Origin of the sequence: Streptomyces silvae, from assembly GCF_016745505.1 — a bacterium.
In the GTDB taxonomy this organism is placed as follows: Bacteria; Actinomycetota; Actinomycetes; order Streptomycetales; family Streptomycetaceae; genus Streptomyces; species Streptomyces silvae.
Window position 1 is genome coordinate 36,120 of sequence record NZ_JAERUC010000168.1, and the last position, 26,764, is coordinate 62,883.

The 26,764-nt window shown below is 71.2% G+C and carries 27 protein-coding genes and 2 pseudogenes; 9 read left to right on the top strand and 20 right to left on the bottom strand.

What is annotated here, in order from left to right; translation table 11 throughout:
* Positions 1-32 precede the first annotated feature (32 nt).
* From JKV81_RS26435 to JKV81_RS26495, 13 genes and pseudogenes are all read right to left on the bottom strand, one after another.
* On the bottom strand, positions 33-527 hold the full coding sequence (locus JKV81_RS26435) for a hypothetical protein (RefSeq protein WP_202078119.1): 495 nt from the start codon (positions 525-527) through the stop codon (positions 33-35).
* A 75-nt stretch (positions 528-602) separates the two neighbouring features.
* On the bottom strand, positions 603-1,322 hold the full coding sequence (locus JKV81_RS26440; RefSeq protein WP_099172144.1) for a uracil-DNA glycosylase: 720 nt from the start codon (positions 1,320-1,322) through the stop codon (positions 603-605).
* Positions 1,323-1,412: 90 nt separating this feature from the next.
* Positions 1,413-2,993 (bottom strand): ABC transporter substrate-binding protein, encoded by a 1,581-nt coding sequence (locus JKV81_RS26445; protein ID WP_129261138.1) that lies wholly within the window; start codon positions 2,991-2,993, stop codon positions 1,413-1,415.
* 119 nt (positions 2,994-3,112) lie between these two features.
* Positions 3,113-3,868 (bottom strand): SDR family oxidoreductase, encoded by a 756-nt coding sequence (locus tag JKV81_RS26450; RefSeq protein WP_202078121.1) that lies wholly within the window; start codon positions 3,866-3,868, stop codon positions 3,113-3,115.
* A gap of 22 nt (positions 3,869-3,890) precedes the next feature.
* Positions 3,891-4,652, bottom strand: coding sequence for a 3-oxoacyl-ACP reductase FabG (gene fabG, locus JKV81_RS26455; protein ID WP_014157515.1), 762 nt, complete (start codon positions 4,650-4,652; stop codon positions 3,891-3,893).
* A 202-nt stretch (positions 4,653-4,854) separates the two neighbouring features.
* Positions 4,855-5,238 carry a DUF3037 domain-containing protein gene (locus JKV81_RS26460; RefSeq protein ID WP_129261142.1) on the bottom strand — a complete coding sequence of 128 codons (384 nt, stop codon included), beginning with the start codon at positions 5,236-5,238 and terminating at the stop codon, positions 4,855-4,857.
* On the bottom strand, positions 5,235-6,119 hold the full coding sequence (locus JKV81_RS26465; RefSeq protein ID WP_202078123.1) for a HipA family kinase: 885 nt from the start codon (positions 6,117-6,119) through the stop codon (positions 5,235-5,237). Before JKV81_RS26465 ends, JKV81_RS26460 begins: the two co-directional genes overlap by 4 nt.
* Positions 6,120-6,694: 575 nt before the next feature.
* Positions 6,695-7,756: a 2-aminoethylphosphonate ABC transporter substrate-binding protein gene (locus JKV81_RS26470; RefSeq protein ID WP_129261146.1), complete on the bottom strand. Its 1,062-nt coding sequence runs from the start codon at positions 7,754-7,756 to the stop codon at positions 6,695-6,697.
* Positions 7,757-7,806: 50 nt separating this feature from the next.
* Positions 7,807-8,604: an ABC transporter permease gene (locus tag JKV81_RS26475; RefSeq protein ID WP_202078125.1), complete on the bottom strand. Its 798-nt coding sequence runs from the start codon at positions 8,602-8,604 to the stop codon at positions 7,807-7,809.
* Positions 8,591-9,214, bottom strand: a pseudogene (locus JKV81_RS26480) (2-aminoethylphosphonate ABC transporter permease subunit); the annotation flags it as partial. The gene JKV81_RS26475 and the pseudogene JKV81_RS26480, both read right to left, overlap by 14 nt.
* 108 nt (positions 9,215-9,322) lie before the next feature.
* Positions 9,323-10,103, bottom strand: a pseudogene (locus JKV81_RS26485) (GntR family transcriptional regulator).
* A 286-nt stretch (positions 10,104-10,389) separates the two neighbouring features.
* A complete protein-coding gene (locus tag JKV81_RS26490; protein ID WP_236057790.1) occupies positions 10,390-10,758 on the bottom strand; it encodes a hypothetical protein in 369 nt (122 codons plus the stop codon).
* Positions 10,755-11,144, bottom strand: coding sequence for an ATP-binding protein (locus JKV81_RS26495; RefSeq protein ID WP_129266860.1), 390 nt, complete (start codon positions 11,142-11,144; stop codon positions 10,755-10,757). Before JKV81_RS26495 ends, JKV81_RS26490 begins: the two co-directional genes overlap by 4 nt.
* 409 nt (positions 11,145-11,553) lie before the next feature.
* Here JKV81_RS26495 and JKV81_RS26500 point away from each other — a divergent pair, with 409 nt between their 5' ends.
* The 3 genes from JKV81_RS26500 (at position 11,554) to JKV81_RS26510 (ending at position 13,559) form a co-directional block, all read left to right on the top strand.
* Complete coding sequence (locus JKV81_RS26500) at positions 11,554-12,420, top strand: Sco1979 family transcriptional regulator (RefSeq protein WP_124278241.1); 867 nt, start codon at positions 11,554-11,556, stop codon at positions 12,418-12,420.
* Positions 12,417-12,668: a DUF397 domain-containing protein gene (locus JKV81_RS26505; protein WP_124278240.1), complete on the top strand. Its 252-nt coding sequence runs from the start codon at positions 12,417-12,419 to the stop codon at positions 12,666-12,668. Before JKV81_RS26500 ends, JKV81_RS26505 begins: the two co-directional genes overlap by 4 nt.
* An 84-nt stretch (positions 12,669-12,752) precedes the next feature.
* The gene (locus JKV81_RS26510; RefSeq protein ID WP_124278239.1) at positions 12,753-13,559 is read left to right on the top strand and encodes an SAM-dependent methyltransferase; all 807 of its coding nucleotides are present in this window, start codon (positions 12,753-12,755) and stop codon (positions 13,557-13,559) included.
* A gap of 38 nt (positions 13,560-13,597) precedes the next feature.
* On the opposite strand, the gene JKV81_RS26515 is transcribed toward JKV81_RS26510, so the two are convergent.
* Complete coding sequence (locus JKV81_RS26515) at positions 13,598-14,470, bottom strand: LysR family transcriptional regulator (protein WP_202078127.1); 873 nt, start codon at positions 14,468-14,470, stop codon at positions 13,598-13,600.
* Positions 14,471-14,565: 95 nt separating this feature from the next.
* On the opposite strand from JKV81_RS26515, the gene JKV81_RS26520 reads away from it, so the two are divergent.
* The 4 genes from JKV81_RS26520 (at position 14,566) to JKV81_RS26535 (ending at position 18,823) form a co-directional block, all read left to right on the top strand.
* The gene (locus JKV81_RS26520; protein WP_202078129.1) at positions 14,566-15,297 is read left to right on the top strand and encodes an SDR family NAD(P)-dependent oxidoreductase; all 732 of its coding nucleotides are present in this window, start codon (positions 14,566-14,568) and stop codon (positions 15,295-15,297) included.
* Between the two features lie 243 nt (positions 15,298-15,540).
* Complete coding sequence (locus JKV81_RS26525; protein WP_129261161.1) at positions 15,541-16,752, top strand: S8 family peptidase; 1,212 nt, start codon at positions 15,541-15,543, stop codon at positions 16,750-16,752.
* A 268-nt stretch (positions 16,753-17,020) separates the two neighbouring features.
* On the top strand, positions 17,021-18,226 hold the full coding sequence (locus tag JKV81_RS26530) for a cytochrome P450 family protein (protein WP_202078142.1): 1,206 nt from the start codon (positions 17,021-17,023) through the stop codon (positions 18,224-18,226).
* A 144-nt stretch (positions 18,227-18,370) separates the two neighbouring features.
* Positions 18,371-18,823, top strand: coding sequence for a Rieske (2Fe-2S) protein (locus tag JKV81_RS26535; protein ID WP_129261163.1), 453 nt, complete (start codon positions 18,371-18,373; stop codon positions 18,821-18,823).
* A gap of 24 nt (positions 18,824-18,847) precedes the next feature.
* Here JKV81_RS26535 and JKV81_RS26540 read toward each other — a convergent pair whose 3' ends face one another.
* The gene (locus JKV81_RS26540) at positions 18,848-19,762 is read right to left on the bottom strand and encodes a LysR family transcriptional regulator (RefSeq protein ID WP_202078131.1); all 915 of its coding nucleotides are present in this window, start codon (positions 19,760-19,762) and stop codon (positions 18,848-18,850) included.
* A gap of 73 nt (positions 19,763-19,835) precedes the next feature.
* On the opposite strand from JKV81_RS26540, the gene JKV81_RS26545 reads away from it, so the two are divergent.
* On the top strand, positions 19,836-20,897 hold the full coding sequence (locus JKV81_RS26545; RefSeq protein ID WP_236057792.1) for a DMT family transporter: 1,062 nt from the start codon (positions 19,836-19,838) through the stop codon (positions 20,895-20,897).
* Here the strand turns inward: JKV81_RS26545 and JKV81_RS26550 are convergent.
* Complete coding sequence (locus JKV81_RS26550; protein ID WP_307820607.1) at positions 20,884-22,215, bottom strand: aminotransferase class I/II-fold pyridoxal phosphate-dependent enzyme; 1,332 nt, start codon at positions 22,213-22,215, stop codon at positions 20,884-20,886. The genes JKV81_RS26545 and JKV81_RS26550 overlap by 14 nt on opposite strands.
* A 35-nt stretch (positions 22,216-22,250) precedes the next feature.
* Between JKV81_RS26550 and JKV81_RS26555 the strand changes: the two genes are divergently transcribed.
* Positions 22,251-22,946: a pyridoxamine 5'-phosphate oxidase family protein gene (locus JKV81_RS26555; protein WP_202078134.1), complete on the top strand. Its 696-nt coding sequence runs from the start codon at positions 22,251-22,253 to the stop codon at positions 22,944-22,946.
* A 14-nt stretch (positions 22,947-22,960) separates the two neighbouring features.
* Here JKV81_RS26555 and JKV81_RS26560 read toward each other — a convergent pair whose 3' ends face one another.
* From JKV81_RS26560 to JKV81_RS26575, 4 genes are all read right to left on the bottom strand, one after another.
* Positions 22,961-23,917, bottom strand: a complete 957-nt coding sequence (locus JKV81_RS26560) for a DMT family transporter (RefSeq protein WP_202078136.1) — start codon at positions 23,915-23,917, stop codon at positions 22,961-22,963.
* 160 nt (positions 23,918-24,077) lie between these two features.
* A complete protein-coding gene (locus JKV81_RS26565) occupies positions 24,078-25,112 on the bottom strand; it encodes an EamA family transporter (RefSeq protein ID WP_202078138.1) in 1,035 nt (344 codons plus the stop codon).
* Positions 25,113-25,179: 67 nt separating this feature from the next.
* Entirely contained in the window at positions 25,180-25,722 is a 543-nt protein-coding gene (locus JKV81_RS26570) for a Clp protease N-terminal domain-containing protein (protein WP_372444251.1), read from the bottom strand.
* A gap of 251 nt (positions 25,723-25,973) precedes the next feature.
* On the bottom strand, positions 25,974-26,573 hold the full coding sequence (locus JKV81_RS26575; protein ID WP_124278231.1) for a PadR family transcriptional regulator: 600 nt from the start codon (positions 26,571-26,573) through the stop codon (positions 25,974-25,976).
* Between the last annotated feature and the right edge of the window lie 191 nt (positions 26,574-26,764).

The following is a 26,764-nucleotide window of genomic DNA, read 5'->3' on the forward strand; positions in this document are numbered from 1 at the left end:
GGGAGCGGCACCGTGAGCCGGCCCCTCCCGCCTCATTCCCCCGTCGCACTCCCCCGCATGCGCTGCTCCATGCGGCCGATGGCGGCCCGGATCCCGCCGCCGTAACCGTCGTCCTCCAGCACCCCGACGGCGTCCCACGCCCGGTCCAGGTGGATCCGGGCGGCCTCGAAGCGCTGCAGCTCCAGGTAGTCCGCCGCCAGGTTCAGGTGCAGCGAGGGGATGAGGACCCGCACGGCGGAGGCGTCCCCGCTCTCGCCGCCGGGGTCTGCGTCGGCCGCCCCGGTCAGGCCCTCCGCGGCCGTCAGCGCGCGGAGGTCCCAGGCCAGCTCGTCCCCGGGATCGTCCTGGGTGTCGGCCATGTAGTGGGCGAGGGTGCAGCGGTGCAGGGCGGCGCCGCGCTCGCCGATCTCCGACCAGATGACCCCCAGCCGGTTACGGGCTTCCTCCCTGTCCCCGGCGTGGAGCAGCATGACCGCCTGGCCGATCCTGGTCATGACGGCGTCCCCCAGCACTTCCCGCTGCTCCACTACAGAGGTCTCCCTGATCACCGCCCGGCCTGTTCCGGTGGCTCAGACGCTAGCCGCAGCCACCGGCAATCCCGCTCAGGCGCGGGCCGCGGCCGCCGGCCGGGTCGTCCCGAGGCCCAGGTCCGGGATCCGCCAGTCGATGGGCTCGTGGCCCTGCGCGGCGACGGCCTCGTTGATCTGGGTGAAGGGGCGGGAGCCGAACCACTTCTTGGCGGAAAGCGGCGAGGGGTGGGCGCCCTTGACCACCACATGGCGGTCCTGGTCGATCAGCGGGATCTTCTTCTGGGCGTAGTTGCCCCAGAGGACGAAGACGGCAGGGTCGGGCCGCTCGGCCACGGCGCGGATCACCGCGTCGGTGACCTTCTCCCAGCCCTTGCCCTTGTGGGAGTTCGCCTCGCCGCCGCGGACCGTCAGCACCGCGTTGAGCAGGAGGACGCCCTGCTCGGCCCACGGCATCAGATACCCGTTGTCCGGGACCGGCAGGCCGAGCTCCTCGTTCATCTCCTTGTAGATGTTGCGCAGCGAGGGGGGCGTCTTCACACCCGGCCGGACCGAGAAGCACAGGCCGTGCCCCTGGCCCTCGCCGTGGTACGGGTCCTGGCCGAGGACGAGCACCTTCACCCGGTCGTACGGCGTGGCCTCCAGCGCGGCGAAGACCTCGTCGCGCGGCGGATACACCGGCCCCCGGGCCCGCTCCTCCTCGACGAAGTCCATGAGCTCCTTGAAGTAGGGCTTCTGCAGCTCGTCGCCGAGGACGCCGCGCCAGGACTCGGGCAGCAGGTCGGTGTCGGTCACGTGCACAACCTCCGGTAAGCAATCGGTTCTTGACCACAGAACCTACCGGGGACCACTGACAACGGAGCTGCCGAGCCCGCCACCGCTCTCCTACCAGCTGGTCTTGCGGTACAGCTCCCACATCTGCATGACCGTCTGCGGGTCGAGCGCGCGCTCGCCGCCGCCGATGTCCTCACCGGCGGCCACGTAGAGCTTCCCCTGCCACAGGGGCAGCAGCCGGACATCCTTGACGAGGATCTCCTGGGCCCGCTTGAACTGATCGGAGACCGCACCCCGGTCGCTCTCCTTACGGGCGGAGGGCAGCAGGTCCTGGGTGATCTCGTTGGTCAGGTACGGGGTTCCGGTGACGCTGTCCTGGCCGACGAAGGGGGCGACGAAGTTGTCCGGGTCCGGGAAGTCGGGGAACCAGCCTCGTCCGAAGACCGGGTACTCGCCCTTGTTGAAGCCTTCCTGGAAGGACTTCCACGGCGCGCTCTTCAGCGTGATCCGGAACAGGCCGGACGCCTCCAGCTGGCGCTTCAGCTCGGCGAACTCGGGGGCGGTGGAGGAGCCGTAGCGGTCCGTGGTGTACCAGAGGGTCATGTCGACCGGCTCGGTGATGCCCGCCCTGGTGAGGATCTCCCGGGCCTTGGCGACGTCCGGGTCGCCGTAGGTGTCGAAGAAGCTCGTGGCGTGGCCGGCGATGCCCTTCGGGATCATGGAGTAGAGGGGTTCGGCGGTGCCGCGGTAGACCTTGGCGACGAGGGCGTCGCGGTCCACCAGCTGGGCGATGGCCCGCCGGACGGGGAGCTTGCCGGCGGCCGGGTCCTTGGGGTTGAAGACGAGGAAGCGGATGTCGGCGCCGACCGACTCGACGATCTGGAGGCCGTTGTTGTCCTCCTGGTTGTCCTCGAGAGCGATGACCTCCTCGGCGGTCAGACCGCGGTAGGTGGCGTCGATCTCCTTGGCCTTCAGCGCCTTCACCATGGGGGTGGAGTCGTCGAAGTAGCGGATGGTGACCGCGTCGTTCTTCCGGTCGGCGAACCCCTTGTAGCTGGGGTTCTTGGTCAGCTCGGCCTTCTTGCCCGGCTCGTACGAGTCCATGACGTACGGCCCCGAACCGGTGACCTTGCCGTCGTCGCGGATGCTGTCCGCGGGGTAGTCGCCGGGGGCGACGATCGACATCGCGGGTGTGGCCAGGATGAACGGGAAGGTCGCGTCCGCCTTGCTGAGGTGGAAGACGACGGTGTCGTCCCCCTTGGTCTCCACCCGGTCGAGCGATCCGAGGAGGCCGGCCGGGCCCCCCTTGACCTTGATCTTCGTGATCCGGTCGATGGAGTACTTCACGGCCTCGGCGTCGATCTTCTCACCGTTGGAGAACTTCAGACCCGAACGCAGGGTGCACCGGTAGGCCATGCTCGTGGCGTCGGTGAACCTGCACTCCTTCGCCGCGTCCGGCTCAGGGCTCGTGCTGCCGGTCGGAAAGCTGACCAGGGTCTGGAAGACGTTCCTCATCAGCTCCCAGGAACCGTCCCAGGCCGCCGCCGGATCAAGGGTCGAGGGCGAACTCGTCGTTCCGACCGATATCTTCTGGTCCGCCTCCGAACTGCTGTCGGACAGCAGACCGCAGCCGGCCAGCACAGAAAGGGAAGCAAGGGCTGCAGCGGCCTGCAGACTGGCCCGGTAGAACACGTGCACGCTCCTCGATCAGCCTTGGGGTCGGCAGACCATACCGCAGTGCCCCACCGGAACAATCTGCTGGCCCGGCGGGGCACTTGAGTCAATCAGGGCCAAAATGGCGCAGGCCTCACTCAGGCCACGCCCGCATTCAGGAAAATACCGCCGTCGACCACGAGTGTCTGCCCCGTGACCCAGTCGGACTGCTCCGACGTGAGGAATGCCGCCGCCCCGCCGATGTCCTGCGGGACTCCGAGCCGGCCCAGCGGATAGGCCGCCGCGGCCTCGGCCTCACGGCCTTCGTACAGCGCCTCGGCGAACTTGGTCTTCACCACGGCGGGGGCGATCGCGTTGACCCGCACGACCGGCGCGAACTCGTGCGCCAGCTGGAGGGTCAGGTTGACCATGGCGGCCTTGCTCATGCCGTAGGCGCCGATGAACGGGGACGCGGAGACACCCGCGACCGAGGCGATGTTGACGATCGCCCCGCCGTTCTCCCGCTGCCACGCCTTCCAGGTCTGCTGGGCGAACCCGAGCGCCGAGATCACATTGGTCTCGTAGACCTTGCGGGCGACGTTGAGGTCGAGTTCCGCCATCGGCCCGAAGACGGGGTTCGTCCCCGCGTTGTTGACCAGGTAGTCGACCCGTCCGTACACCTCCATCGCGCGCTCGACGGCCGCGGCCTGGTGCGCCTCGTCGTGCGCCTTGCCCGCAATGCCGGTCGCCCGGTCGGCGCCGAGCCGCTCGACGGCCTCCTTCAGCGCGTCCTCGCCGCGGCCGGTGATGACGACCCGGTCGCCCCGGGCGACGAGCGCCTCGGCGATGCCGTAGCCGATGCCCCGGCTCGCGCCCGTGATGAGCGCGACCTTGCCACTCTCCTGCACAGTCATGGTGTCCGTTGCCCTTCCGGGGTCAGTTGAGCGGTCCGCCGGCGACGTACATGACCTGTCCGGACACGAAGCCCGCGTCGTCGCCGGTGAAGAAGGCGATGGCGTTGGCGATGTCCTCGGGGTGCCCCACGCGCTGCACCGGGATCTGCGTGGCGGCGGCGGCCTGGAACTCCTCGAAGCCCATGCCGACCCGCGCCGCCGTCTGGGCGGTCATCTCGGTGACGATGAAGCCGGGGGCGACGGCGTTGGCGGTCACGCCGAACTTGCCGAGCTCCTTGGCGAGCGTCTTGGTGAAGCCCTGGAGACCGGCCTTGACGGCGGAGTAGTTGGCCTGCCCCCGGTTGCCGAGCGCCGAGGAGGACGAGAGCGAGACGATGCGGCCGAACTTGGCCTCCACCATGTGCGACTGGACGGCCTTCGCCATCAGGAACGCGCCCTTGAGGTGGACGTTCATCACGAGGTCCCAGTCGGACTCGCTCATCTTGAAGAGCAGGTTGTCGCGGAGCACACCCGCGTTGTTGACGAGGATCGTCGGCGCGCCCAGCTCGGCGGCCACGCGCGCGACGGCGGCTTCCACCTGGGCGCTGTCCGACACATCGCAGCCGACGGCGAGGGCCTTGCCCCCGGCGGCGGTGATCTTCTCGACGGTGTCCTTGCACGCCGCCTCGTCGAGGTCGAGTACGGCGACGGCGCGGCCCTCGGCCGCCAGGCGTACGGCGGTGGCGGCGCCGATGCCCCGTGCCGCTCCCGTCACGATGGCGACGCGCTGCTCGGTGGTGGACATGCTTGGTTCTCCTCGCCCTTGGATCGCGGCTCAGCGGACGTCAGGAAGTTCCCGATAACTGAGCAACCGCTTAGTACCTTCAGCAGACGAGACGCTAGAAGCCCCGGCACCCGGTGTCAACGGCACACGGGGGCGCAGGCGCATGTCACACCGGACGGCGCCGGCGCCCCGTACGTCGTAGGCACCGGCACCGCCCCCAAAATCAGCGCACCAGCAGGTCGAGCAGCCGCTCGACCTCGGCGGCGGGATCGGTGGTCAGACCGCTGTGCACGACGCCGGGCTGGACGACCGTGGAGCGCGGCGCGATCAGCCAGCGGAAGCGCCGCCCCGCGTCGTCACCGGAGGCCTGGCCGGCCGCCTCGCCGCCGTCGCAGACCCCCTCGACCGCACGCAGGGCGGCCCGTACGCCGACGACGTCGGCCTGTGGGTCCAGCACCTTGAGCTTGTGCTCGTCCAGGTGCGTCCGCGCGGCCACGAAGGACTTGGCCCGGCAGTAGACCAGGACGCCCGCGTTGAAGCACTCGCCGCGCTCCACGCGGGGAACGACGCGCAGAACGGCGTACTCGAAGACATCGCGCTTGCTCATCGGCCGCCGTCCTTGCTGTTCGGTCCGGCGGCCGCCGGCGCGTCCCGGTCCTTCTTGGTGGGGTGCGGCCAGGAGGTCAGGTGGTCGGTGAGCCAGCCGGGCGCCTGGGAGGGCCGGGTCCTGGTGGGCTCGTCCATCAGGATGCGCTCATGGATGCTCCCGGCACGCGCGAGCAGCGGCTCCACGTACGCCCGGCGGAGCTGGTCCGTGGTCTCGAAGCCGGGTTCACCGGCCAGCCACTCGTCCGGCACCTCTGCGGCCACCTCGGTCAGCAGCTCCTCCGTGACGAGCGGGGCGAGCTCGGCGGCGGCGGAGGCGATGTCCGGGCCGAACGGCGCGAGGACGTGGTCGGAGGCGTTGTACGGCTTCGCAGCCGAGGCCTGCGCGCCGGGCCAGTTGTGGTGCCAGATCATGGTGGCCCCGTGGTCGATCAGCCACGGCTCGCCGTGCCAGACGAGCATGTTGGGGTTCCGCCACGAGCGGTCCACGTTGTTGATCAGCGCGTCGAACCAGACGACCTTGCCGGCCTCCGACGCCCCGACCTCGTAGGCGAGCGGATCGAACCCGAGCGATCCGGGCAGGAAGTCCATCCCGAGGTTCAGCCCGGCGCTGGCCTTGAGGAGCTCCTGGACCTCCTGGTCCGGCTCGGCGAGACCGATGACGGGGTCGAGCTGGATGGTCACCAGCTCCGGCACCCGCAGCCCCAGCCGCCTGCCGAGCTCCCCGCAGATGACCTCCGCGACCAGGGTCTTGCGGCCCTGCCCTGCTCCGGTGAACTTCATGACGTACGTTCCGAGATCGTCCGCCTCGACGATGCCGGGGAGCGAGCCACCTTCACGCAAAGGCGTGACATAGCGGGTCGCTACTACCTCTTCCAACACTTTTCCAGGCCACCCATCTTTACAGCCTTACATTCCACGGACGACCTCGCCGGGGCGCGGAGGCGGGAACTCCCCGCCGACGGTGCTGGGAGGAACCCGGGGAATTTCGGCCGGCAGGTCGGCTCCCCGCCGTCCGAGCCGACGGTCGACGGCGCCGCGCCCCTCACTACCGGCTTCCGGCATGAAGTGAGCATAGTAACCGAGGGTGATCGCCGACGAGGAGTATCCGAGCCACCGCTCGGCCGAGGCGGGCTTCCAGGTGACCGTCACCAGTCGACCAACGCCCTTTCGGCTCCGTCGTGAGGTCTCCGACGCCCAGCAACTGGGCCACCTCTGTCACGCAGGTCAGGCAGGCCCGACGACCGCCGGAACGTGGGTGACCGTCAGCCGGGCATCGCGGTGGGACGCGAAGACCCCCGTGTGGCGTGTCCCCGGGCAGCTCCGCCACACCGGAGGTCTTCGCCTGTGATCAGTACTCCCGTGTCAACCACGCTCGTGATCAATACACCTGGGACGGGAGCGCTGCGCCCGTCCCGTGGATCCGGCGCGGAAGGCGAACAGCTGGTCCGTGCCGGTCAGCTGCCGGTGGCCGACTTCCAGGCGTCGATGTACTCGTCGAGGCCGGTGCTGATGCCGGACCAGTCCGGCTCGAAGATCTCCACGCCCTTCATCAGCCCGGCGAGCTGGACGGCGTTGGCGTCGGTGGCCTCGATGTCCTTGCGCGGGCTGAACCCGCCGCCGACCGCGCTGACGTCCTGCTGGGCCTGCTCGGAGAGCATGAAGTCGAGGAGCTTCTTGCCGTTGGCGCTGTGCGGTGCCTTCTGGACGAGCCCGGCGGCGTAAGGGAGGGCGAAGGTGGTGGGCTTTCCGCCGTCCTTGGCCGGGAACCAGATGCCGAGGTTCGGCATGTCCTTGGACTGGGCGAAGTTCATCTGTACGTCACCGTTGGCGACGTGCAGTTCGCCCTTGTCGACCTTGGGAGCGAGCTTGCCGGTGGAGGCGGACGGGCCGACGTTGTTGGTCTGCAGCTTCTTCAGGTAGTCCATCGCCGGCTCCTTGCCGCCGAAGTCGTGCATCGCCTTGATGAGCACGGCGGTGCCGTCACCCGCGACTCCCGGGGTGGAGTACTGGACCTTCTCCTTGTACGAGCTGTCCAGGAGCTCCTCCCAGGTCCGGGGCGGGGCCTTCAGCTCCTTCTTGTTGTAGACGAAGCCGAAGTAGTTGTTGACGACCGAGGTCCATGTGCCGTCGGTTGCCTTGTCGGCGGCGTCGACCTGGTCGGCGCCCGCCGGTTCGTAGGTCTGGAGCAGGCCCTTGGTGCCGGCCTGCTGGATGAACGGCGGCAGGGTCACGAGGACGTCGGCCTGGGTGTTGGACTTCTCGCGGACGGTGCGCTGCACCATCTCGCCGGAGCCGCCCTCGACGTACTCGACCTTGATGCCGGTCTTCTTCTCGAAGTCCTCGAAGACCTTGTCGTACCAGCCTTCGCCGTTCTCGCCCTTGAGGCCGTCGGCGCTGTACACGGTGACGACCTTCTCGTCCGACGCGGCCGAGGAGCCGCCGCAGGCGGTGAGGGCGGCCGCCAGGGCGAGGCTTCCGGCGATCGCGGTCGCCGGCTTCAGGATGTTCGTGTGCATGGGAGTCGTGTCTCCTGGAAGTACGTGGTGTGTACGGGGTTCAGAGGTGGTCAGCGGTAGGAGGCTCGGGTCCGGATGCGGGAGACGGCCAGCAGGACCAGCAGCGTGGTGCCCATCAGGACCACGGAGACGGCGGCGCCGGTGAAGAGGGATCCTCTGTCGGTGGCCGCGAAGATCTGCACCGGCAGGGGGGTCCAGTCCGGCGGGTAGAGCATCATCGTGGCGCTGAGCTCGCCCATGGACAGGGCGAAGCAGAGCCCGGCCGCCGCCGTGAGGGACGGGAGCAGGAGAGGCAGCTTGATGCGCCACAGGACATGGGCGGGACGGGCACCCAGACTGGCCGCGGCCTGCTCGTACATCGGGTCCAGGCGTCGGGTCGCGGCCGACACCGACTGATAGGCGAACGCCGTGACCAGGACGGTGTGGGCGAGGATCACGATCCATCGCGTCCCGTTGAGGAGCACCGGCGGCCGGCTGAACGCGACGAGCACGGCGAGACCGACGACGACGGACGGCACGGCGACCGGCAGTATGAACAGGGCGTCCAGCAGTCTCCTGCCGGGCTTGCGCAGTGACGCGGCGGCGAGGGCGGCCCAGGTGCCGAGGGCGAGGGCCAGCAGGCTCGCGCACACGGCGGTGACCAGGCTGGTGGTGAGGGCCTGGAGCGAGTCGCCGCTGGTGGCGGCGGCGTAGTTCTGGGCCGTGGGCCCGGAGGGGAAGGCACCGGACCAGTTCGTGGAGAAGGACGCGGCGACGATGACCAGCAGCGGCACCGCGAACAGCGGGACGAAGAGGAGGAGGAAGAGGGCCCAGGTGGCCCACTTCCCGGCTCGGCTATGCACCAACACGGCGGCTCACCGTCCGATACAGGGTGTAGAGGCCGACGGAGAGGGCGATGTTGACGACGGCGACCGCACAGGCGGCCGGGTAGTCGGACTCCAGGATCGCCTTGCCGTACACGAGCATGGGCAGGGTGGTGACGTCCTTGGCGCCGGTGAAGAGCACGATGCCGAATTCGTTGAGGCACATGACGAGGACGAGGCTGCCGCCCGCCGCGAGTGCGGGCAGGGCTTCCGGGAGGATCACCGTCCGCACGATCCGGGCGGGCCGTGCGCCGAGCGAGGAGGCCACCTCCAGCTGCGCGGTGTCGAGTTGGGAGAAGGCGGCGAGCAGGGGCCGCATCACGAACGGGGTGAAGTACGTGATCTCGGCGAGGAGGACGCCCCACGGTGTGGTGAGGAAGTGGAAGGGCCCCTCGGAGGCGCCGGTGACGTCGGTCCACATGCCGTTCGCCATGCCGACCGTGCCGTAGACGAACAGCAGCGCGAGCGTGATCAGGAACGACGGGAAGGAGAGGAAGACGTCGATGGACTTGGCCACGGCCTTCCCGCCCGGGAACGGCACGAACGCGATGACGAGCGCGAGCGCGAAGCCGAGCACGAGGCAGCCGGCGGGTGACCGGCATCGATCCGCGCAGCGACCGGAAGGTGAACGACCCCCCAAACTTGGACCAGACCCGTTATCTTTTCGTGATCCGAATGTCCGGGAGACCGTCCCGATCCGGCGTCAGACGCCCGCGCCCAGCTGCGTCGTGAAGGAGAACCGGTCGCCCCGGAACAGGGTCCGCACCCGCTCCAGCGGCTGCCCGTCGGCGCTCCGCGAGATCCGGTGGATCAGCAGCATCGGCAGAGCCGGCGGCGTGCCGATCAGCAGCGCCTCGCGCGGGGTGGCCAGCACGGTCTCGATGCGTTCGTCCGCGCCGCCGAAGGTGATCCCGAGCCGGTCGTTGAGGTAGGCGTAGAACGACGAGTCGGGGTCGAACTCCGCATCCAGGTGCGGGACTCGGGCCACGGAGACATAGGTGCTCTCCAAGCCGACCCGCTCGTCGTCGGCGAGCAGAACCCGCTCCAGGTGCCAGACGGGTTCGCCGCTCTCGATGCCGGTCTCGGCGGCAAGGGCCTCGGGGCAGGAGAAGCGGTCGAGCCCGATCAGGTGACGTCCGGGCGTGCGGCCCTGACGGCGTACGCCCTCGGTATAGCTGGCGAGGGAGAGGGGCTGTTCGAGCTTGGGGCCCGCGACGACCGTCCCGCGCCCCTGCCGGCGCAGCCGTCCCTCCAGCAGCAGTTCGCGCAGCGCCTGCCGTACGGTCTCGCGCGACACCGCGACACCGCGACACCGCGAAGCGCAGGGCGAGGTCGCGCTCCGTGGGAAGGGTGTCACCCTCGCCCAACGTGTCGATCAGAGCGGAGACACGCGCCTTCACCACGTAGTACTTGGGGATACGGCCGTGCTCCGGGATGCCGGAACGGATCGGTGCGCCAGGGGCCTGGTCGGTCGGGAAGTCCACGAGATGAATGGTGGCAGACACCCGTCGTCCCGCCCGGAAGGGGGCGAGCCGGGGCCCTTCCGGTGCAGCCACGGACCCATCGGCCGGCGGAGGTTCATGAGCGCTTCATCACAGGACCCCCGTGCATTCCCTCGGTGCTGGTACGCGCCGCCTGCCATCCGGTTCGGACCAGTTACCGCTCCCTTACGGCAACCGCACCACCGGCAGGATCTCTCGTCCTCCACGAACCGCACACCCGACGGCACCACCCCACCCACAAGAGCCGCGCGCACGCCCCGGGACGCACTCAGCCCCTCGACGACAAGGGCGCCCAGGTGTACCGGACGTGCACGCCCCGGTCGCGGAGCCAGGCGGCCTCGCGCTGCCGGAGTTCGCGCGCGGACTCCGGGGCGATGGCACTGGGCCAGCGGACGAGTACCGCCGTGAGCTGTCCCGTCTGTGCGAGCTGCCGCACACGCCGCCACCCTCTGCGCCGTGCCGGATCGGGCTCACCGTATGTGTCGGTGACGACCTCGGCGATCGTCAGTCCGCGCTCCTGGGCGAACGCACGGCCTTCTGTCCGCGCGCGCTCCGTGGCGTCCCCGGGCGCTTCCGGGGCCCGGTCGGCGCACACGTACAGCACGACGGGCGAGACGGACTCACCGTTCGGAGTCATGGGCGCCTTCCGGAGTGGGCCGTCAACTCCGCCCAGACGACCTTGCCTTCGGCCCGCACCGAGCGTGCGGAGCCCCAGCTGTCCGCGAGTTGCTGAACGAGCAGCAGTCCGCGCCCGCTCTCGTCACCGGGGCCGGCAAGGCGCTCGGGCGGCCGGATGGGGGTGCTGTCCTCGTCGTGGAGTTCGATGCGCAGGCGCCGCCCGTCGCCGGTCAGCGTGAGGCCGCACAGGACATGACCGCTGCCGGTGTGCAGCACGGCGTTCGTGGTCAGCTCGGAGACCAGCAGCACCGCGTCGCAGCATGTGTCGCCGGGCAGCTTCCAGGCACGGAGCAGGTCGCGCACGGTGTCGCGGGCGGATCTCGCGCTCGTACGCAGGGCGGGCAGGCCGAACCAGTACTCCCGGCGCGGCGCGGTCCTGACTAACGCGGGGGTCGAGGCCGGGGTCGAATGTGTGGAGGGAGTCACGGGTGTCGCCTTCCAGCGCCTTACGGGGACGGGGCGCGGTGGGGGATGCGGTGGGGGGATGCGGGGCTGCAACTCGAGCGGCGAGTGGCGTACGCCGAGGCAAGCGCCCGGCGACGGGGTGCCGACGGCGGCGCCTGTATCGCACACTCGCCCCGCGCCGGATCCTGCGTCATCACTGTGACTTGACCGCTCACGCGTCCACTATGCGCGTGACAACGCACACGCTGCAAGCGACTCCCTGATAATTTCAGAAGGCGGGTATCACTCTGGCGGCACCATCAGATCACTGTAAGAATGCAGCTATTGACGGTCCCTCAGGAGGTTGGGCGTGAGCGAAGCCCGTTCCGGCACCAGCGCGCCGACGGTCCTGCGCATGATCCTCGGCCGCCGGCTGCAGGAGATGCGGCTGGGCGCCGGTGCCTCGCTGGAGGACGCGGCAAGGGCGCTGCGCGTGAAGACCCTGACGATTCGCCGGCTGGAGAAGGCCGAGGTCGCGCTGAAGCCTCTCTACGTGGAGAAGCTCCTGGAGACCTTCGGCGCGGGCCGCCAGGAGATCGACGAGTTCGTCGACCTGGCCGAGCAGGCCAACAAGCCCGGCTGGTGGCACTCCTATCGCGATGCCGTCCCCAGCTGGTTCACGGCCTATGTCAGCCTGGAGGCCGGCGCCAGGACCCTCCGCACCTATGAACCCCAGTACGTCACCGGCCTGCTGCAGACCCCCGACTACGCGCACGCCGTGCTGCGCGGCGGGTTGCCGAACGGCACCGAGGACGAGCTGGCCCGCCGCGTGGAGCTGCGGCTGCGGCGTCAGAGCCTGCTGGAGCGGGAGGACGCCCCCACGTTGTGGGTGGTCATGGAGGAAGCCGTCCTGCACCGGGTGGTGGGCGGCCCGCACGTGATGCGGCAGCAGCTCGAACGACTCCTGGACGTCTCCGAGCTCGCGCACATCAGCCTCGACATCGTGCCCTTCACCGCGGGCGCGCATGTCGGAGCGTGTGCCCCGTTCACATACTTCCGGTTCGAGGAACCCGAATTGCCCGACATCGTCTACAGCGAGCTCCTCTCCGCCTCCGTCTACCTGGACCAGCGCGCCGACGTCGTCTCCCATCTCGAGGCACATACACGCATGTCGCTCCTGACGTCGTCCGAGGACAGCAGGGCGCTCCTGAACCGCATGCGCAAGGAGTACTCATGACGATCACCGACGAGGGCGTCTACAACGGCATGCCGGCCAGCAGCCTCGGGGAACACGGCTGGGAGCGTCCCTGGAGCGGGCCGAACGGCGGTCAGTGCGTCGAGACGAAACTGCTCGCCGACGGCCGCGTGGCCGTACGGCAGTCCACCGACCCGGCCGGGCCTGCGCTGATCTACACGCCGGAGGAGATCGCCGCCTTCGTCCGCGGGGTCAAAGAGGGCCTGGCCGACCACTTGGCCGCCGGGTGAACCGGCGGCAAGCAGCAGAAGGGCCGACGACACCGGTCCGGTACCGGCCTGCGGGCCGACAGACGCACACGTGAAGGGGAGAACATGACCACCAGGCAGGCCGGCCGGGATCTCGACACGAGCAGGGCACACTCGGCCCGGATGTACGACTACTTCCTCGGCGGCAAGGACCACTTCGAGGTCGACAAGGAGGCGGCCCTGCTCGCCGCCAAGGCGCACCCCGGCCTCCCCGTGACCGCCCGCGAGAACCGGGCGTTCATGCACCGGGCCACCCGTGTGCTGGCGCAGGAGCACGGCATCCGCCAGTGGCTCGACATCGGCACGGGCATCCCGACCGAGCCCAACCTGCACCAGGTCGCCCAGTCAGTCGCCGGCGACGCCCGCGTCGTGTACGCCGACAACGACCCTCTCGTCCTCAAGTACGCCGAACGCCTGATGCGCAGCACGACACAGGGGCGCACCGCCTACATCGAGGCCGATGTCACCGACCCCGATGCGCTGATGAGCGCCGTGGAGGACTCCGAGGTCCTGGACTTCGACCAGCCCATCGCCCTCACCCTCAACGCGCTCATGCACTTCGTCACCGACCCTCACGATCCGTACGCCATCGTCCGCCGGCTTCTCGACCCGCTCCCGGCGGGCAGCGCACTCGCCATGAACCACTGCACGCCCGACTTCGACCCCGAGACCTGGAACAACGTCGCCGAGGCCTACACCAACTCGGGCACTCCGGTGCAGTTCCGCTCGCACAGCGATGTCCGCCGCTTCTTCGACGGGCTCGACCTGATCGAGCCGGGCATCTGCTGCTGCCACCGCTGGCGCGGTGACGGCGGGGAGGAGATCCCGGACGCGGAGATCAGCCTGCTGGCAGGCGTGGGCATCAAGCGCTAGCGGGGCCCTGAGGCGTGCGGGCCGGTGGCTGAACAGCCTCAGCGACGTTCGTGGCCGACACCCCGGAGACGTGTCGCGGTCCGGACGAGGTCGGCGACGGCCACGAGCCGGCTGTGCGGCGGCCAGGCGATCACGGTGGTGACGGTCGGTGCGTCCAGCACGGGCACAGCGGCGAGGTCGTCGTGCAGCTGGGCCCGGCACGACTCCGGGGAGACCGCACAGGCACGGCCGAGCGCGACGAGCTGCAACAGCTGTGCGTGGTCGCGTACCTCCGGGCCTGGGCCGGGCGGGTAGGTGCCGTCGGGATCGGGCCAGCGCGGGAGAGGCAGGCCCGGCAGCCCGGTGATGTCGGCCATACGCACATGGGCCCGGGCGCTGAGCGGGTGTCCGGCCGGCAGCACCACGACCTGGCTCTCCGCGCCGAGTTCTTCCGTGTGGAACCCGTCCGTCGAGTCGAACGGCACGTGCAGCAGCGCCACGTCGGCCCGGCCCTCCCGCAGGTGTCGTTCCTGTTCGGACGGGCCGCACAGGATGACGTCCACGGGGACCGCGCCGGGTTCGGCGGCGTACGCGTCGAGCAGTTCCGCCAGCAGTTCGCGGGATGCGCTGGCCTTGGTGACCAGGACCAGGCCGGGAGCACCGGACGGGGAGAGGCCGGCGCGGCGGGTCCGGCGCTCGGCGGCGTCGACCGCGCCGAGGGCAGCCCGGCCCTCGGCCAGCAGCACCGCGCCGGCCCCGGTCAGCGTGACGGTGCGGCTGGTCCGGTCCAGCAGTGCTGTCCCGAGCCGGCGTTCGAGCTGCTGGATCGCCCGTGACAACGGCGGCTGGGTGATCCCGAGCCGCTGCGCGGCGCGCCCGAAGTGCAGCTCTTCGGCGACAGCGACGAAATAGCGCAGCTCCCGGGTCTCCATGGGCCCACGGTACTCCGGATCGATACCCGGACGGTATCGCTGTTCACCCGATCGGTCTTGGACCCCCGACTGGGTGCGGGGGCAGCATGATTCCCATGAGCGAACGAACCATTGCGCTGGTCACCGGCGCGAACAAGGGGATCGGCTACGAGATCGCCGCGGGGCTGGGAGCCCTCGGCTGGAGCGTCGGCGTCGGCGCCCGCGACGACCGGCGTCGCGAGGCCGCGGTGGAGAAGCTGCGCGCGGCCGGCGCCGACGCGTTCGGCGTACCGCTGGACGTGACCGACGACGCGAGCGCCACCGCCGCCGCACGGCTGATCGAGGATCAGGCCGGGCGCCTGGACGTGCTCGTCAACAATGCGGGCATCACCGGCTCCATGCCGCAGGAGCCCACCGGGGTCGATCCCGCCACCATCCGGACGGTCGTGGAGACCAACGTGATCGGCGTCATCCGGGTCACCAACGCGATGATGCCGCTGCTGCGCCGGTCCGCCTCACCCCGGATCGTGAACATGTCCAGCAGTGTCGGCTCCCTGACCCGTCAGTCGGGAACCGCTGCCGAGCAGACGACGGGGCCGGTGGCCGTGGCGTACGCGCCGTCGAAGACCTTCCTGAACGCCGTCACCCTCCAGTACGCCCGGGAGCTGGCCGGCACGAACATCCTGATCAACGCCGGCTGTCCCGGCTACGTCGCGACCGACCTCAACGGCTTCCGCGGCGTGCGCACCCCCGAGCAGGGCGCGGCGATCGCCATCAAGCTCGCGACCCTGCCCGACGGCGGCCCGACCGGTCAGTTCTTCGAGGACGCCGGCGTGGTGCCCTGGTGAGGTGCACGGCCGCCTCACCCGCCGGGCTCGCGTCCCGCACCTCGGGCACGCGAACTCCGTATTGCCTTCTGTGACCTCACATGGACGCGCCGTCAACAGTATGGCGCGGCCATGACATCATTCCCGTGATCCTTGCTCAGCCGCAGCGCACGGCGTCATCGTCGGATGCGGCGTACGAATCCCGTACGCCGCATCCATCGGCGCGCCGGACCCTGGCGCGCCGCTGTTCGAGGAGACCTCCGAATGACAGCAGTGCGTCACACCAGGCGGCGTATCACCGCGGCGCTCGCGACCGCGACGACTCTGGCGCTGGCCATCGGCGCGGGTGCGGCCTTACCCGCTCAGGCAGCCCAGCCGGAAGGCAGAGTCCTGCACGCGGGAGCGGCCGAGGCGGTGCCCGGAAGCTACATCGTCACGCTGAAGCCGACCGCGGGGTTCAAGGCGTCCGCGGCCGACGGCAAGCAACTGATAGCCGGCTACGGCGGCCGGATCAGCCGCACGTACACCGCGGCGCTGAACGGCTACGCGGCCACGCTCAGCAGCACCGAGGCCAGGCGCCTCGCCGCCGACCCGGCGGTCGCCTCGGTCGAGCAGGACCAGAAGGTCCACTCGACCGCCACCCAGTCCAACGCCCCCTGGGGCCTGGACCGGATCGACCAGACGAACATCCCGCTGAGCGACACGTACACCTACCCGGACTCCGGGGGCAGCGGCACCACCGTCTACGTCCTCGACACCGGCGTGCGTATCACCCACCAGGAGATCAGCGGGCGGGCCTCGTACGGCTACGACTTCGTCGACAACGACGCCACCGCCCAGGACGGCGCCGGCCACGGCACGCACGTCGCCACCACCGTCGCCGGAAGCACGTACGGCGTGGCGAAGAAGGCGAAGATCGTCGCCGTGCGCGTCCTCGGCAACGACGGTTCCGGCACCACGGCCGGAGTCATCGCCGGGGTCGACTGGATCACGGCCAACCATGTCGCCTCCTCCGTCGCCAACGTGTCGCTCGGCGGCGGTGCCAGCACCACGCTGGACAACGCGGTGAGCCGGTCGATCGCTTCCGGGGTCACCTACTCCATCGCGGCCGGCAACTCGGGGGCGCTCGCGTCCTCCTACTCGCCCGCCCGGGTGGCCACGGCCATCACCGTCGGCGCCACCACCGGCACGGACGCCCGCGCCACGTACTCCAACTACGGCCCCACGGTGGACCTCTTCGCTCCGGGTTCCACCATCACCGCCGGCTGGAACACCTCGGACAGCGCCACCTACACCGGTAACGGCACCTCCTTCGCGGCCCCGCACGTCTCCGGCGCCGCCGCGGTCTACCTGACCGACCACCCGGGCGCCTCCCCGGCGGCGGTGGCTTCGGCACTCGTGAACGGCGCGACCTCCAACGTCCTCACGGGCGTCGGAACCGGCTCCCCCAACAAGCTCCTCAAGCTCGTCCCGTAACCACCTGACGGCCGGGGGCGCGTACGGGGCAGGCAGCCCGTACGCGCCCTTCGTCGTGCCGCGCCCCGGCGGACCTCTCCCCGTCCCGGGCCGGTTGACCTAGGCTTCCCATGTCCGCTGTCACACAGGCGAGTTGGACGCACCCGCGCCGGGGCCCGCTTCGGTGAACGCCACAGGGCGCGGTGTGTTCCGTAACCCGTTCGCCCTTCGGTCTGGAGCCCTGTTGAACTCGTCCCCGGCCACCTCCGCACCCGGCGACCCGCACCGCATGGATCCGTCCGGCGGCTGCCCGCACGCGTCCAACGCCCGTCTGCTGGACCGGGGCGCCGTGACCGCGGTGATCCTGCCCGGCGAGGTGGAGGGCATGGCGGTCCTGGGGCATGACGCCCTCAAGGAGTTCCTGGCCCATCCCGATGTCGCCAAGGACGCGCGGCACTTCGCTGCGCTCCAGGAGGGTGCGATCGCCGACGGCTGGCCGCTGAAGACGTTCGCCACGGTGCAGGGGATGACCACCGCCGACGGGGCGGACCACCGGCGGCTGCGGTCCCTGGTGAGCAAGGCGTTCACCACGCGCCGGGTGGAGGAACTCCGGCCGCGCGTCGCGGCGTTGACGGCCTCGCTCCTGGACGGTCTGGACCGGGCCGCCGACGCGGGCGGCGGTGTCGCCGATCTGCGTACGCACTTCGCGCTGCCACTGCCCATGGGGGTCATCTGCGAACTCCTGGGCGTCGGAGCGGAGCACCACGACCGGCTGCACCACCTGTCCAACCGCATCGTCGCCACCGACATCGCCCCCGCGGAGGCCGTGGCCGCCAACCGGGAGATGGTGGAGGTGCTGAGCGCGGCCGCCGCGGCCCGCATGGAGAATCCGGGGGACGACCTCATCAGCGCGCTGATCGCCGCCAGGGAGGCGGACGGTGACCGGCTCGGTCCGCACGAGCTGATCGGCACCCTGATGCTCATGGTCATCGCCGGGCACGAGACCACGCTCAATCTGATCACCAACGCCGTACGCGCCCTGTGCACCCACCGGGATCAGCTCGACCTGGTCCTGTCGGGGCGGGCGAGCTGGGCGGACGTCGTGGAGGAGACGCTGCGCTGGGACAGCCCCGTCAGCTACTTCCCGTTCCGCTACCCCACCCGCGACCTGACGCTCGACGGCACCGTGATCCCCAAGGGCACTCCGGTGCTGGCCGGTTACTCGGCGGCGGGCCGCGACGAGAAGGCCCACGGTCCGGACGCCGGCCGCTTCGACGTCACCCGGGGCGGCGGCGCCCGGCACCTCTCCCTCGGCCATGGTGCCCACTACTGCCTGGGGGCGCCGCTGGCCCGGATGGAGAGCACGGTCGCGCTCGCCCAGCTCTTCGCGCGCCACCCCCGGCTCGATCTCGCCGTACCGGAGGCCGAACTGCCGCGGCACGCGTCGTTCGTGGGCAACAGCGTGCGAGCCCTGCCGGTGCGCCTGCACGGCTGAGCGAACCCCGGGCGAGGGCGGTCCCGCGCACGGCCCGTACGGACGGCCTCGGCCCGCTCATGAACGCACGGCCGTGCTGATCCGTACCCTCACCCGACGTCGTCCTCATCCGGCGTCTCGTACTCCGACGAAGGGACAGCGGGCATGAGCGCAGCGCAGGAGATCCAGGTCCACGTGGGGCGTCGTGCCGTGGTCGCGGCCGGTGCGACGGGTCTCGCCGTCGTCCTCACCGCGTGCGGCGGCGGGTCGAAGGACTCCGGGGGTTCGGACACGGTCGAACCGGCCGGGGAGGGAAACGGCGGGAAGGGTGGCGCGCCCCTGGCCGCGACGGCCGACATCCCGGAGGGCGGCGGAGTGGTCTTCGCGGACCAGGGGGTGGTGGTGACCCAGCCGCAGGCCGGTGAGTTCAAGGCGTTCTCGTCGGAGTGCACCCATCAGGGCTGCGCGGTGAAGGGGGTCGCCGAGGGTGTCATCACCTGCCCGTGCCACAACAGCATGTTCGACGCGGCGACCGGAGAGGTGAGGGGCGGTCCTGCGACCACACCGCTGCCGGAGAAGCAGATCCGGGTGGAGGGCGGCTCCATCACGCTGGCCTGAGGGGACGGGCCGGGCGGGGCGGGCTCAGGAGACCGGTGCGTGCAGGGCTCGGCCGGCGGCCCGCAGGGCCTGCACGGCGGCCCGGATCGACGGCCTCCGGTCCGCGTCGGCGCGCCACACCGCGTGGACGTGGCGTCGCATCGGCTGCCGTACGGGCACCAGGCTCACTCCGTCCGGCACCGGCCCCCTCCCCAGTCGTGGCGCCACGCAGACGCCGAACCCTGCCGCGATCAAGGCGAGTTGGGTATGGTGCTCACCGGCCAGGTGCGCGATGCGGGGCTCGATGCCCTTGGACCGCAGGGTGAACATCAGCCAGTCGTAACAGAATTCCCCCTCCGGCCAGGACACCCAGTCGTCGTCGGCGAAGTCCTCGATGTCCACCTCCGTCCGGCCGGCGAGCGGATGACCGGCGGGCATGGCGATGTCCGGCGCGTCGTCGAGGAGTTCCGCCTTGGCCAGACCTCCGGGGACCGGCAGCCGCTTGTTGCTCCAGTCGAGCACCACGGCGAGGTCGGCGTCGCCCCTGAGCACCGCACGGATTCCGCTCTCCGGCTCCAACTCGGTCGTACGGAGCCTGAGTTCGGGGTGGTCCGCGCGGAGCGAGGTGAGGGCGGCGGGGAACAGCCCCCGGGCGGCCGTCGGGAAGGCCGCGAGCCGGACCTCGCCGACCACCTGCCCCCGCTGGGCCTCGATGTCGGACTGCGCGACCTCCACCTGCGAGAGGATCTTCGCGGCGTGGTCCGCGAGCAGCCGGCCCGCGTCGGTGAGGCGGATGCCCCGCCCGTTCTTGGCCAGGAGCTGCTGCCCCACCTCGCGCTCCAGTTTGGCCATCTGCTGGGAGACGGCCGAGGTGGTGACGTGCAGGCCGTCGGCCGCGCCGCTCACGGACCCGTGCCGGGCCAGGGCATCCAGCGTCCGCAGCCGCTCCAGATTCAACATGTAAGCGATGCTACGTCAAGCAGCCAACAAAGTCTCACTTGCCCTACGCGGTCCCGCTCGGCATGGTGGTCGCATGAGCACACCCCCAGCACCGGCAGCACCCGCCGCGCCCGTCGCACCCGTCGCACCCGCCGCACCCGCCGCACCCGCCGCACCCGGAACCCGGCTTCCCTCCGTCACGCCCGCACCCGCTCCCCCGACGCGGCGGCCGGCCCTGGACTGGCGCGTCCGCTTCGCGGCGCTGTCGCTCATCTGGGGGTTCAGCTTCCTTCTGATCAAGGTCGGCACCGACGGATACGCCCCGTTCCAGGTGACCTTCGGGAGGCTCCTGTCCGGCACGGCGGTCCTCGCCGTCGCGATGGCCGTGCGCCGCGATCGGCTGCCGCGCTCCGGGCGGACCTGGGGCCATCTCTTCGTGGCTGCGTTCTTCCTCAACGCGCTGCCGTTCTCGCTCTTCGCGTACGCCGAGCTGACGATCCCGTCCACGCTCGCCGGGATCTGCAACGCGACCTCACCCCTGTGGGGCATGGCGCTCTCCCTGGTCGCGCTCTCCGAGGACCGCCCCACCCGCCGTCGTGTCGCGGGGCTCGGCCTGGGGTTCATCGGCGTACTGACCGTGCTGGGTGCCTGGCAGGGCTTCTCGGGGCTGGACGTGACCGGCACGGCGATGGCCCTGCTCGCCTCGCTCAGCTACCCGGTCGGCTGGATCTACGTCCGCCGCACGCTGGCGGGCACGGGATCGTCCACCCTGGCACTGACCGGCAGCCAGCTCTTCCTGGGGACGGTGCAACTGGCCGTAATCCTGCCCGTGTTCACCTCGGTCCCGGCCAACGTCCCCCTGCTGCCCACACTCGCCGTGGTCGCTCTGGGGGCGCTCGGCACGGGGCTCGCCGTCCTCCTCCAGTACGGCCTCGTCCAGGAGGTCGGCCCCACGACGGCGCAGATGGTCACCTACTTCATCCCGGTGATCGCCACGACCGCCGGAGTGACCCTGCTCGGCGAGGAGTTGAGCTGGAACACCCCGGTGGGCGCGCTGATCGTCCTCGCGGGCGCCGCCCTCACCCAGAGCCGGGCGCGGAGCTCCTCCAGCACCCCTCGCCGCGCCTTCCTCACGAGGCCCCTCAGCCGTAACTGACCGGCCGGGCGGGCGGCACCGCAGCCGCCACCGCGTCGGCCAGCGGCCCGATGTCGGCGGCGGACAGCGTCGAGACGGTCAGCCGCACCCCCTGCGGCGAGGCCATCCGGAACCGCGCCCCGGGGGCCACGGCCCAGCCCGAGTGCAGCAGCCTGGTCACCGCACCGGTCTCGTCGTCCACGGGCACCCACACGTTCATCCCGGTCCGCCCGTACGCCGTGATCCCCCGCTCGCCCAGCGCCCGTACGAGCGCGTCCCGGCGCTCCCCGTAGGCGCGGGAGACCGCCGCGGTGTCGACGGCGCCCGTCTCCCACAGGTGGGCCACGGTCCACTGGAGCAGTCCGCTGACCCAGCCGGGGCCCAGCCGTTGGCGTCCGGTCACCCGGTCCACGGTGAGCCCGTCGCCGGTGAGCACGGCGAGCCGGAGGTCGGGTCCGTACGCCTTGGAGACGGACCGCACGAAGGCCCAGCGCTCCGTCACACCGGCGAGGGGGTGCACGGGCAGGTCGACGATGGCGTGGCCGTGGTCGTCCTCGATCAGGAGCACCTCGGGGTACCCGGCCAGTACGGACCTGAGCTCCGCGGCGCGTCGGCCGCCGACCGTCGCACCGGTCGGATTCTGCGCCCGGTCGGTGATCACCAGGGCCCTGGCGCCCGCCCGCAGGGCTCGCTCCACCTCGCCGGGTAGCGGCCCCTCCTCGTCCAGGGCCACCGGGACGACATGCATCCCGAGCGCCGGGACGAGGTCGAGCAGCGCACCCCACCCCGGGTCCTCGACGGCCACGGTGTCACCGGGCCTGAGGTGCGCGGCGAGCACACGCTCGATCGCGTCGAGGGACCCCGAGGCGACCACCACCGGTCCCGCGGGCACGCCGTCGGCGTCCAGGCCGGCCCGCGCGAGCCCGGCGAGCCGGGGGACCACGGCCGCGTCCCCGTAGAGGCGGGGCTCCCGGGCGTACGCCTCGGCGGCCGAGGCCAGCGCCTCCCCCAGGCTCGGCAGCAGGGCGGGGTCCGGGTTGCCGTCGCCCAGGTCCCGCACGCCCGGAGGCGCCTCCACCCGGAGCGAACCACGCGCCGTGCTCGCGGGGCGTGACCGGATCCGGCTGCCCCGCCGGCCGGCCGTCTCGATGACCCCACGCTCGCGAAGGATCCGGTAGGCAGCCGCCACGGTATTCGGATTGACACCCAGGGACACCGCCAACTCCCGCATGGGGGGCAGCACATGGCCCGGCGCGAGATCACCCGAGGCGACACCTCGCTCCACACTCGCGGCAATCTCGGATGCACGCCGCCCACCGATCCGATACTCTCCTAGCACAAACATGATTATGCACTAGCGCAATGGAGAACGCAATGCCGGACACCGCCACGCCCGACAGCACCGGCCTCCCCGAGGCCGCCTCCTACGAGCCGACGGAGCGCACGGTCCCCACCCGCGCCAAGGAACGCGCCTCGTACGACGAGGCCACGGTGCACTCGATACTCGACGCCGCCTACCTCTGCCATCTGGGCTTCGTCCGTGACGGCGCACCGGTCGTCCTCCCGACGCTCTTCGGCCGGATCGGCCGGCGGCTGTACGTCCACGGCTCGACCGGATCGCGCCCGCTGCGCACCGCCCGCGCCTCGGATCCGGGCATCGCCGTCTGCCTGACCGTGACGCACGTGGACGGGCTGGTGCTCGCCCGCTCCGCCTTCCACCACTCGATGAACTACCGCTCCGTGGTGGTCCACGGCATCGCCACGACGGTGACCGACCCGGAGGAGCGCCGCCTCGCGCTCGACGCGATCGTCGACCAGGTCGTGCCGGGCAGGTCGAAGGACTCCCGGCCCGCCGACGCGAAGGAGCTCGCCGCGACCGCGGTGATCCGCCTGGACCTGGACGAGGTCTCCGCCAAGATCCGCACGGGCGGCCCGAACGACGACCCCGCGGACCTCTCGCTACCGTACTGGGCGGGCGTGGTCCCGGTGGCGCGGGCATACGCGGCGCCGGTGCCGTCCGACGACCTGGACCCCTCGGTCCAGGTGCCGGACTACCTCGACGCGCTCTGACGCGGCCCCTCGGATCAGGCCGGTACGGCGGCCCGGCGGCGGGCCGCCGCCGCGCCGCGCGTCTCGGCGAGGGCCAGCCCCGCCACTGCGGTCAGCAGGAGCAGCGTGCCGACGACCGTGGCCGCAGTGAGCCGCTCCCGCAGGACGGTCACCGCGATGACCGCGGCGCTCACCGGTTCGAGGAGCATGATCACGGACACGGTCGCCGAGCGGACCACCGCGGCGCCCGCGAAGTACAGCGCGTAGGCGAGCGCGGTCGGCACCGCCGCCACGTAGACGAGCAGCCACAGGACATGGCCCGTCTCGACGGTGTGCGGGACGAGGCCCTCGGCCGCCGCCATGGGCAGCAGCCCCACGGCGCCGATGCCGAAGGCCCACGCGCTGGTGGAGAGGGAGTCGCCCGCCGTGCCGTCCCGGCCGAGCCACCGCGTCAGCAGCGTGATCGCCGCGTACCCCGCAGCGGACAGGACGGCCAACAGCAGTCCGGCGGGCCGCACTTCGGCCGGCTCACCGCCGAGCACCAGCACGGCCAGGCCGACGAGTGCACCGGTCACGGCCGCGAGCCCGCCGGCTCCCAGCCGCTCCCCCATGGTCAGCCGCGCGCCGACCGCGATGAGGACGGGCCCCGCGCCCAGCGTGACGACGGTCCCGACGGCCAGCCCGGTCGCCTCGACCGCAGCGAAGTACGCGCTCTGGAAGACGGTGAGTCCGATGCCGGTCCCCAGGACGCGCACCAGCCGCCGGCGGCGCGGCTCGGCGGCGGTACGCGGGCGCCGGGGGCGCAGGGCGAGCGCCCCGGCCAGCAGGACGAGGCCGCCCGCGCAGCGCCAGAACGACAGGGCGAGAGGGCCGAGATCGCTGATGCGGAAGAGCAGGGAGGCGGCGGCGCCCGCCGTACCCCAGGCAAGGCCCGCGACGACGAGGTAGAGAAGGCTCCGCCCGACGGACAGGCCGGTGACAGAAGAGGACACGTGACTCTCCGGAAAAGAAGAAGGGATGGTGGTCGCTCGGCTCCGCGCGCGGGCAGCGACGAACCGCTCGGGGCGTACCCGAGCCCGGTCTTCGTCCGGAGTGGCCGCCTCGCGCTAGGCGGCGGGAGGCGGAAGTACGGTCTGCGGCATGACCGGCACCTTACGGCGCGGCCGGAGGCCGGAACAACTCACTTCCGGTGTCCGCCGCCTCGTGCGCCTCCGCCGTCCCCGCGACCGGCACGCCCGGGCCGGACGCCACCGGCCCCGAGGGCGGCTTGGGCGCGGACGACTGCGCGATCAGGGCGCCGAGCAGCACGACCCCGCCGCCCACGAGCTGCGGCGCGGAGAGGTGCTCCCCCAGCAGCACCCAGGCGAGCACGGTCGCGATGACCGCCTCGAGACAGGCGACGACGCCCGCTACCTGGGGCGAGAGCAGCCGCACCGACACCACACCGGTGGCGTAGGCCAGCACGGTGGCGAGCAGCACGATCCAGCCGAGCAGCAGCCAGGCGGGGACGTCGTGCCCGTCCATCTCCGCGCTCCCGCCGAGGACCCCCCAGTCCATGGCCCAGGGCCCGGCCACCACGGTGAGTACGGCGGCCCCCGCCAGCAGTCCGTACGCGATCACGCCCACGGGGTGGGGAGGTTCGGCGTCCGCCGTGTGGCCGTGGCCGGAGCCCTGGTCCGACAGGACGAAGTAGCCCACCTGGCAGCACGCAGCCCCGAGGGCGAGCAGCAGGCCGAACGCGTCGAAGCTCAGGCCCGCCCACACCTCGACGACGCAGGCGAGTCCGCCGACCGCCAGCACGACACCGGCCATGGCGGCACGGGTGACGGGCCGGCGCTGCACGAACCGCACCCAGCCGAGGACGAGCGCGGGCGCCAGGTATTCGATGAGGAGGGCGACACCGACCGGGATGCGCGAGAGCGAGGCGAAGTAGAAGGCCTGCACCCCGGCCACGGCGAACAGCCCGAAGCCGGCCAGCAGGACGGGCCGTTCCCGCACCAGGTTCCGGTGCCGCCAGGCGACCGGCAGCATGACGAGCGCGGCGCCGGTCACCCGCAGCCACACCACGTGCAGCGGGTCGAGCCCCGCCTCGATCAGCGGCTTGGCCGCCACCCCTGAACCACCGAATGCGAAGGCCGAGGCAAGGGCCAGACCCAGACCGGCACTTCTCCCCTGAGTCGCGTGCATCGGCACATCATGGCAGCAGGCGTCAGCAGCGTCACCCCTGTCGCACCTGACCGTTGCGTGTTCATGATCACCCCTGCGGGTCTCCCGTGGCCCGCAGGTCCGCCATGCGCCCCCGCAGCGCCTCGACGGCGACCCCGGCCCGCTCCAGCACCTCGACCGCGCGGCATCGCGGGTCCGCGACCAGCGCCGCCAGCAGATCGAGGCCGTCGGCGTGGAGTTCCCCGCGCCGGAGCGCACGACGCAGGGCACGGTCCATGGCCGCCTCCGCCGAGGGCGACCACCCTTCGCCCGCAGGTTCCCGTACGGCCGGGAACGCTCCCGAATCCTCCTGGGTCCCCTGCCATCGGAGGCCGTATCCGATGCTGCGCTGCACGAGGTATCCGAGGACCCTGGCCAGCTGCGGCCCGCCGTCGAAGGCGTCCCGGACCTCGGGGTCGGACTCCACGAGGGAGTGCAGGAGGTGGGCCGTGTCGACATGACGGTCACCGTCACGCACCGCGCGCCTGCGCGCACCGGTCACCACGGCGGTCATCGCGGGACTCGGCCCGGCACCGGCCCACGGGTGGTTCGGCGCGGCTTGTTCGGGGGTCTCTGACGTCCGGATGTGCACCTCTCCACCCCATCAGTCCCGGAAAGCGAAAACATCCCCGGTGCGGCCCATCCGCCATCCCGCGAAAGGCGGGGACCACCGGGGCACCCCTCATCCCTGGGGATGACGTCGGACCCTGACGTACGGCACGGCGGAGGCCGCCGCGGTGCACACCCGGGGGCGTACACCCGGGGAAAGAAGAAGGGCCCCACGAGGGGGCCCTTCTCCGCCTGTGCGTACGGCACGGGCTCGGCCTGTGCGTACGACACGGGTCAGTCCTCGTCGGCGAGGATCAGGTACAGCTTCTTACGGGCGTCGTTGATCACCGTGAGGGCCTTCTGCCGCTGGTCGGCCGAGCCGGTCTTCCAGACCTGGCCGAACGCCTCCATCAGACCGAAGCCGGCCTGCCGGATCTCGTTCACGCCCTCCCAGTCGACGCCGCGTCCCGCTTCCTCCCAGGGGGCCTCGGGGCCGGACTCGGCCTCGCCGCGCCCCAGGTCGGTGAGGGTGAAGAGCTTCTTGCCCCCCTCGCTGGCGCTGGTGATCAGACCCTCGTCCTCCAGCAGCTGGAGGGTGGGGTACACCGAGCCCGGGCTGGGCTTCCAGGCCCCTCCGCTGCGCTCGCCGATCTCCTGGATCATCTCGTAGCCGTGCATCGGGCGGTCCTTGAGCAGCGCGAGGATGGACGCGCGTACGTCGCCCCGCCTGGCCCTTCCCCGGCCGCCTCCCCGGCCGCCGCGTCCGCCTCCGAAGGGTCCGCCGCCGAAGGGCGGTCCGAACGGGCCGAACGCGGCACGGCCGCCTCCGAAGTCTCCCCTGCCGGCGCCTCGGCGCCCGGGGCCGTATCCGTGGTCGTCTCCATGTGAACGCATGACTGCGCTCCTCTCTTCATCGTGGTTACGCGACTCTTCTTCGAACGGTCGCGATGCCTCAACGATATATCGGAAGCTATCGGCTGGCAAGGTCCAAGGTGAGCGTGCACATGAAGGGCCACCCGCCGTCGGGCCCGCAGCGCGGTGGCTTAGAGGGTGTTTACGCCTCTTTTGATGCGGTTTAAGGTGCT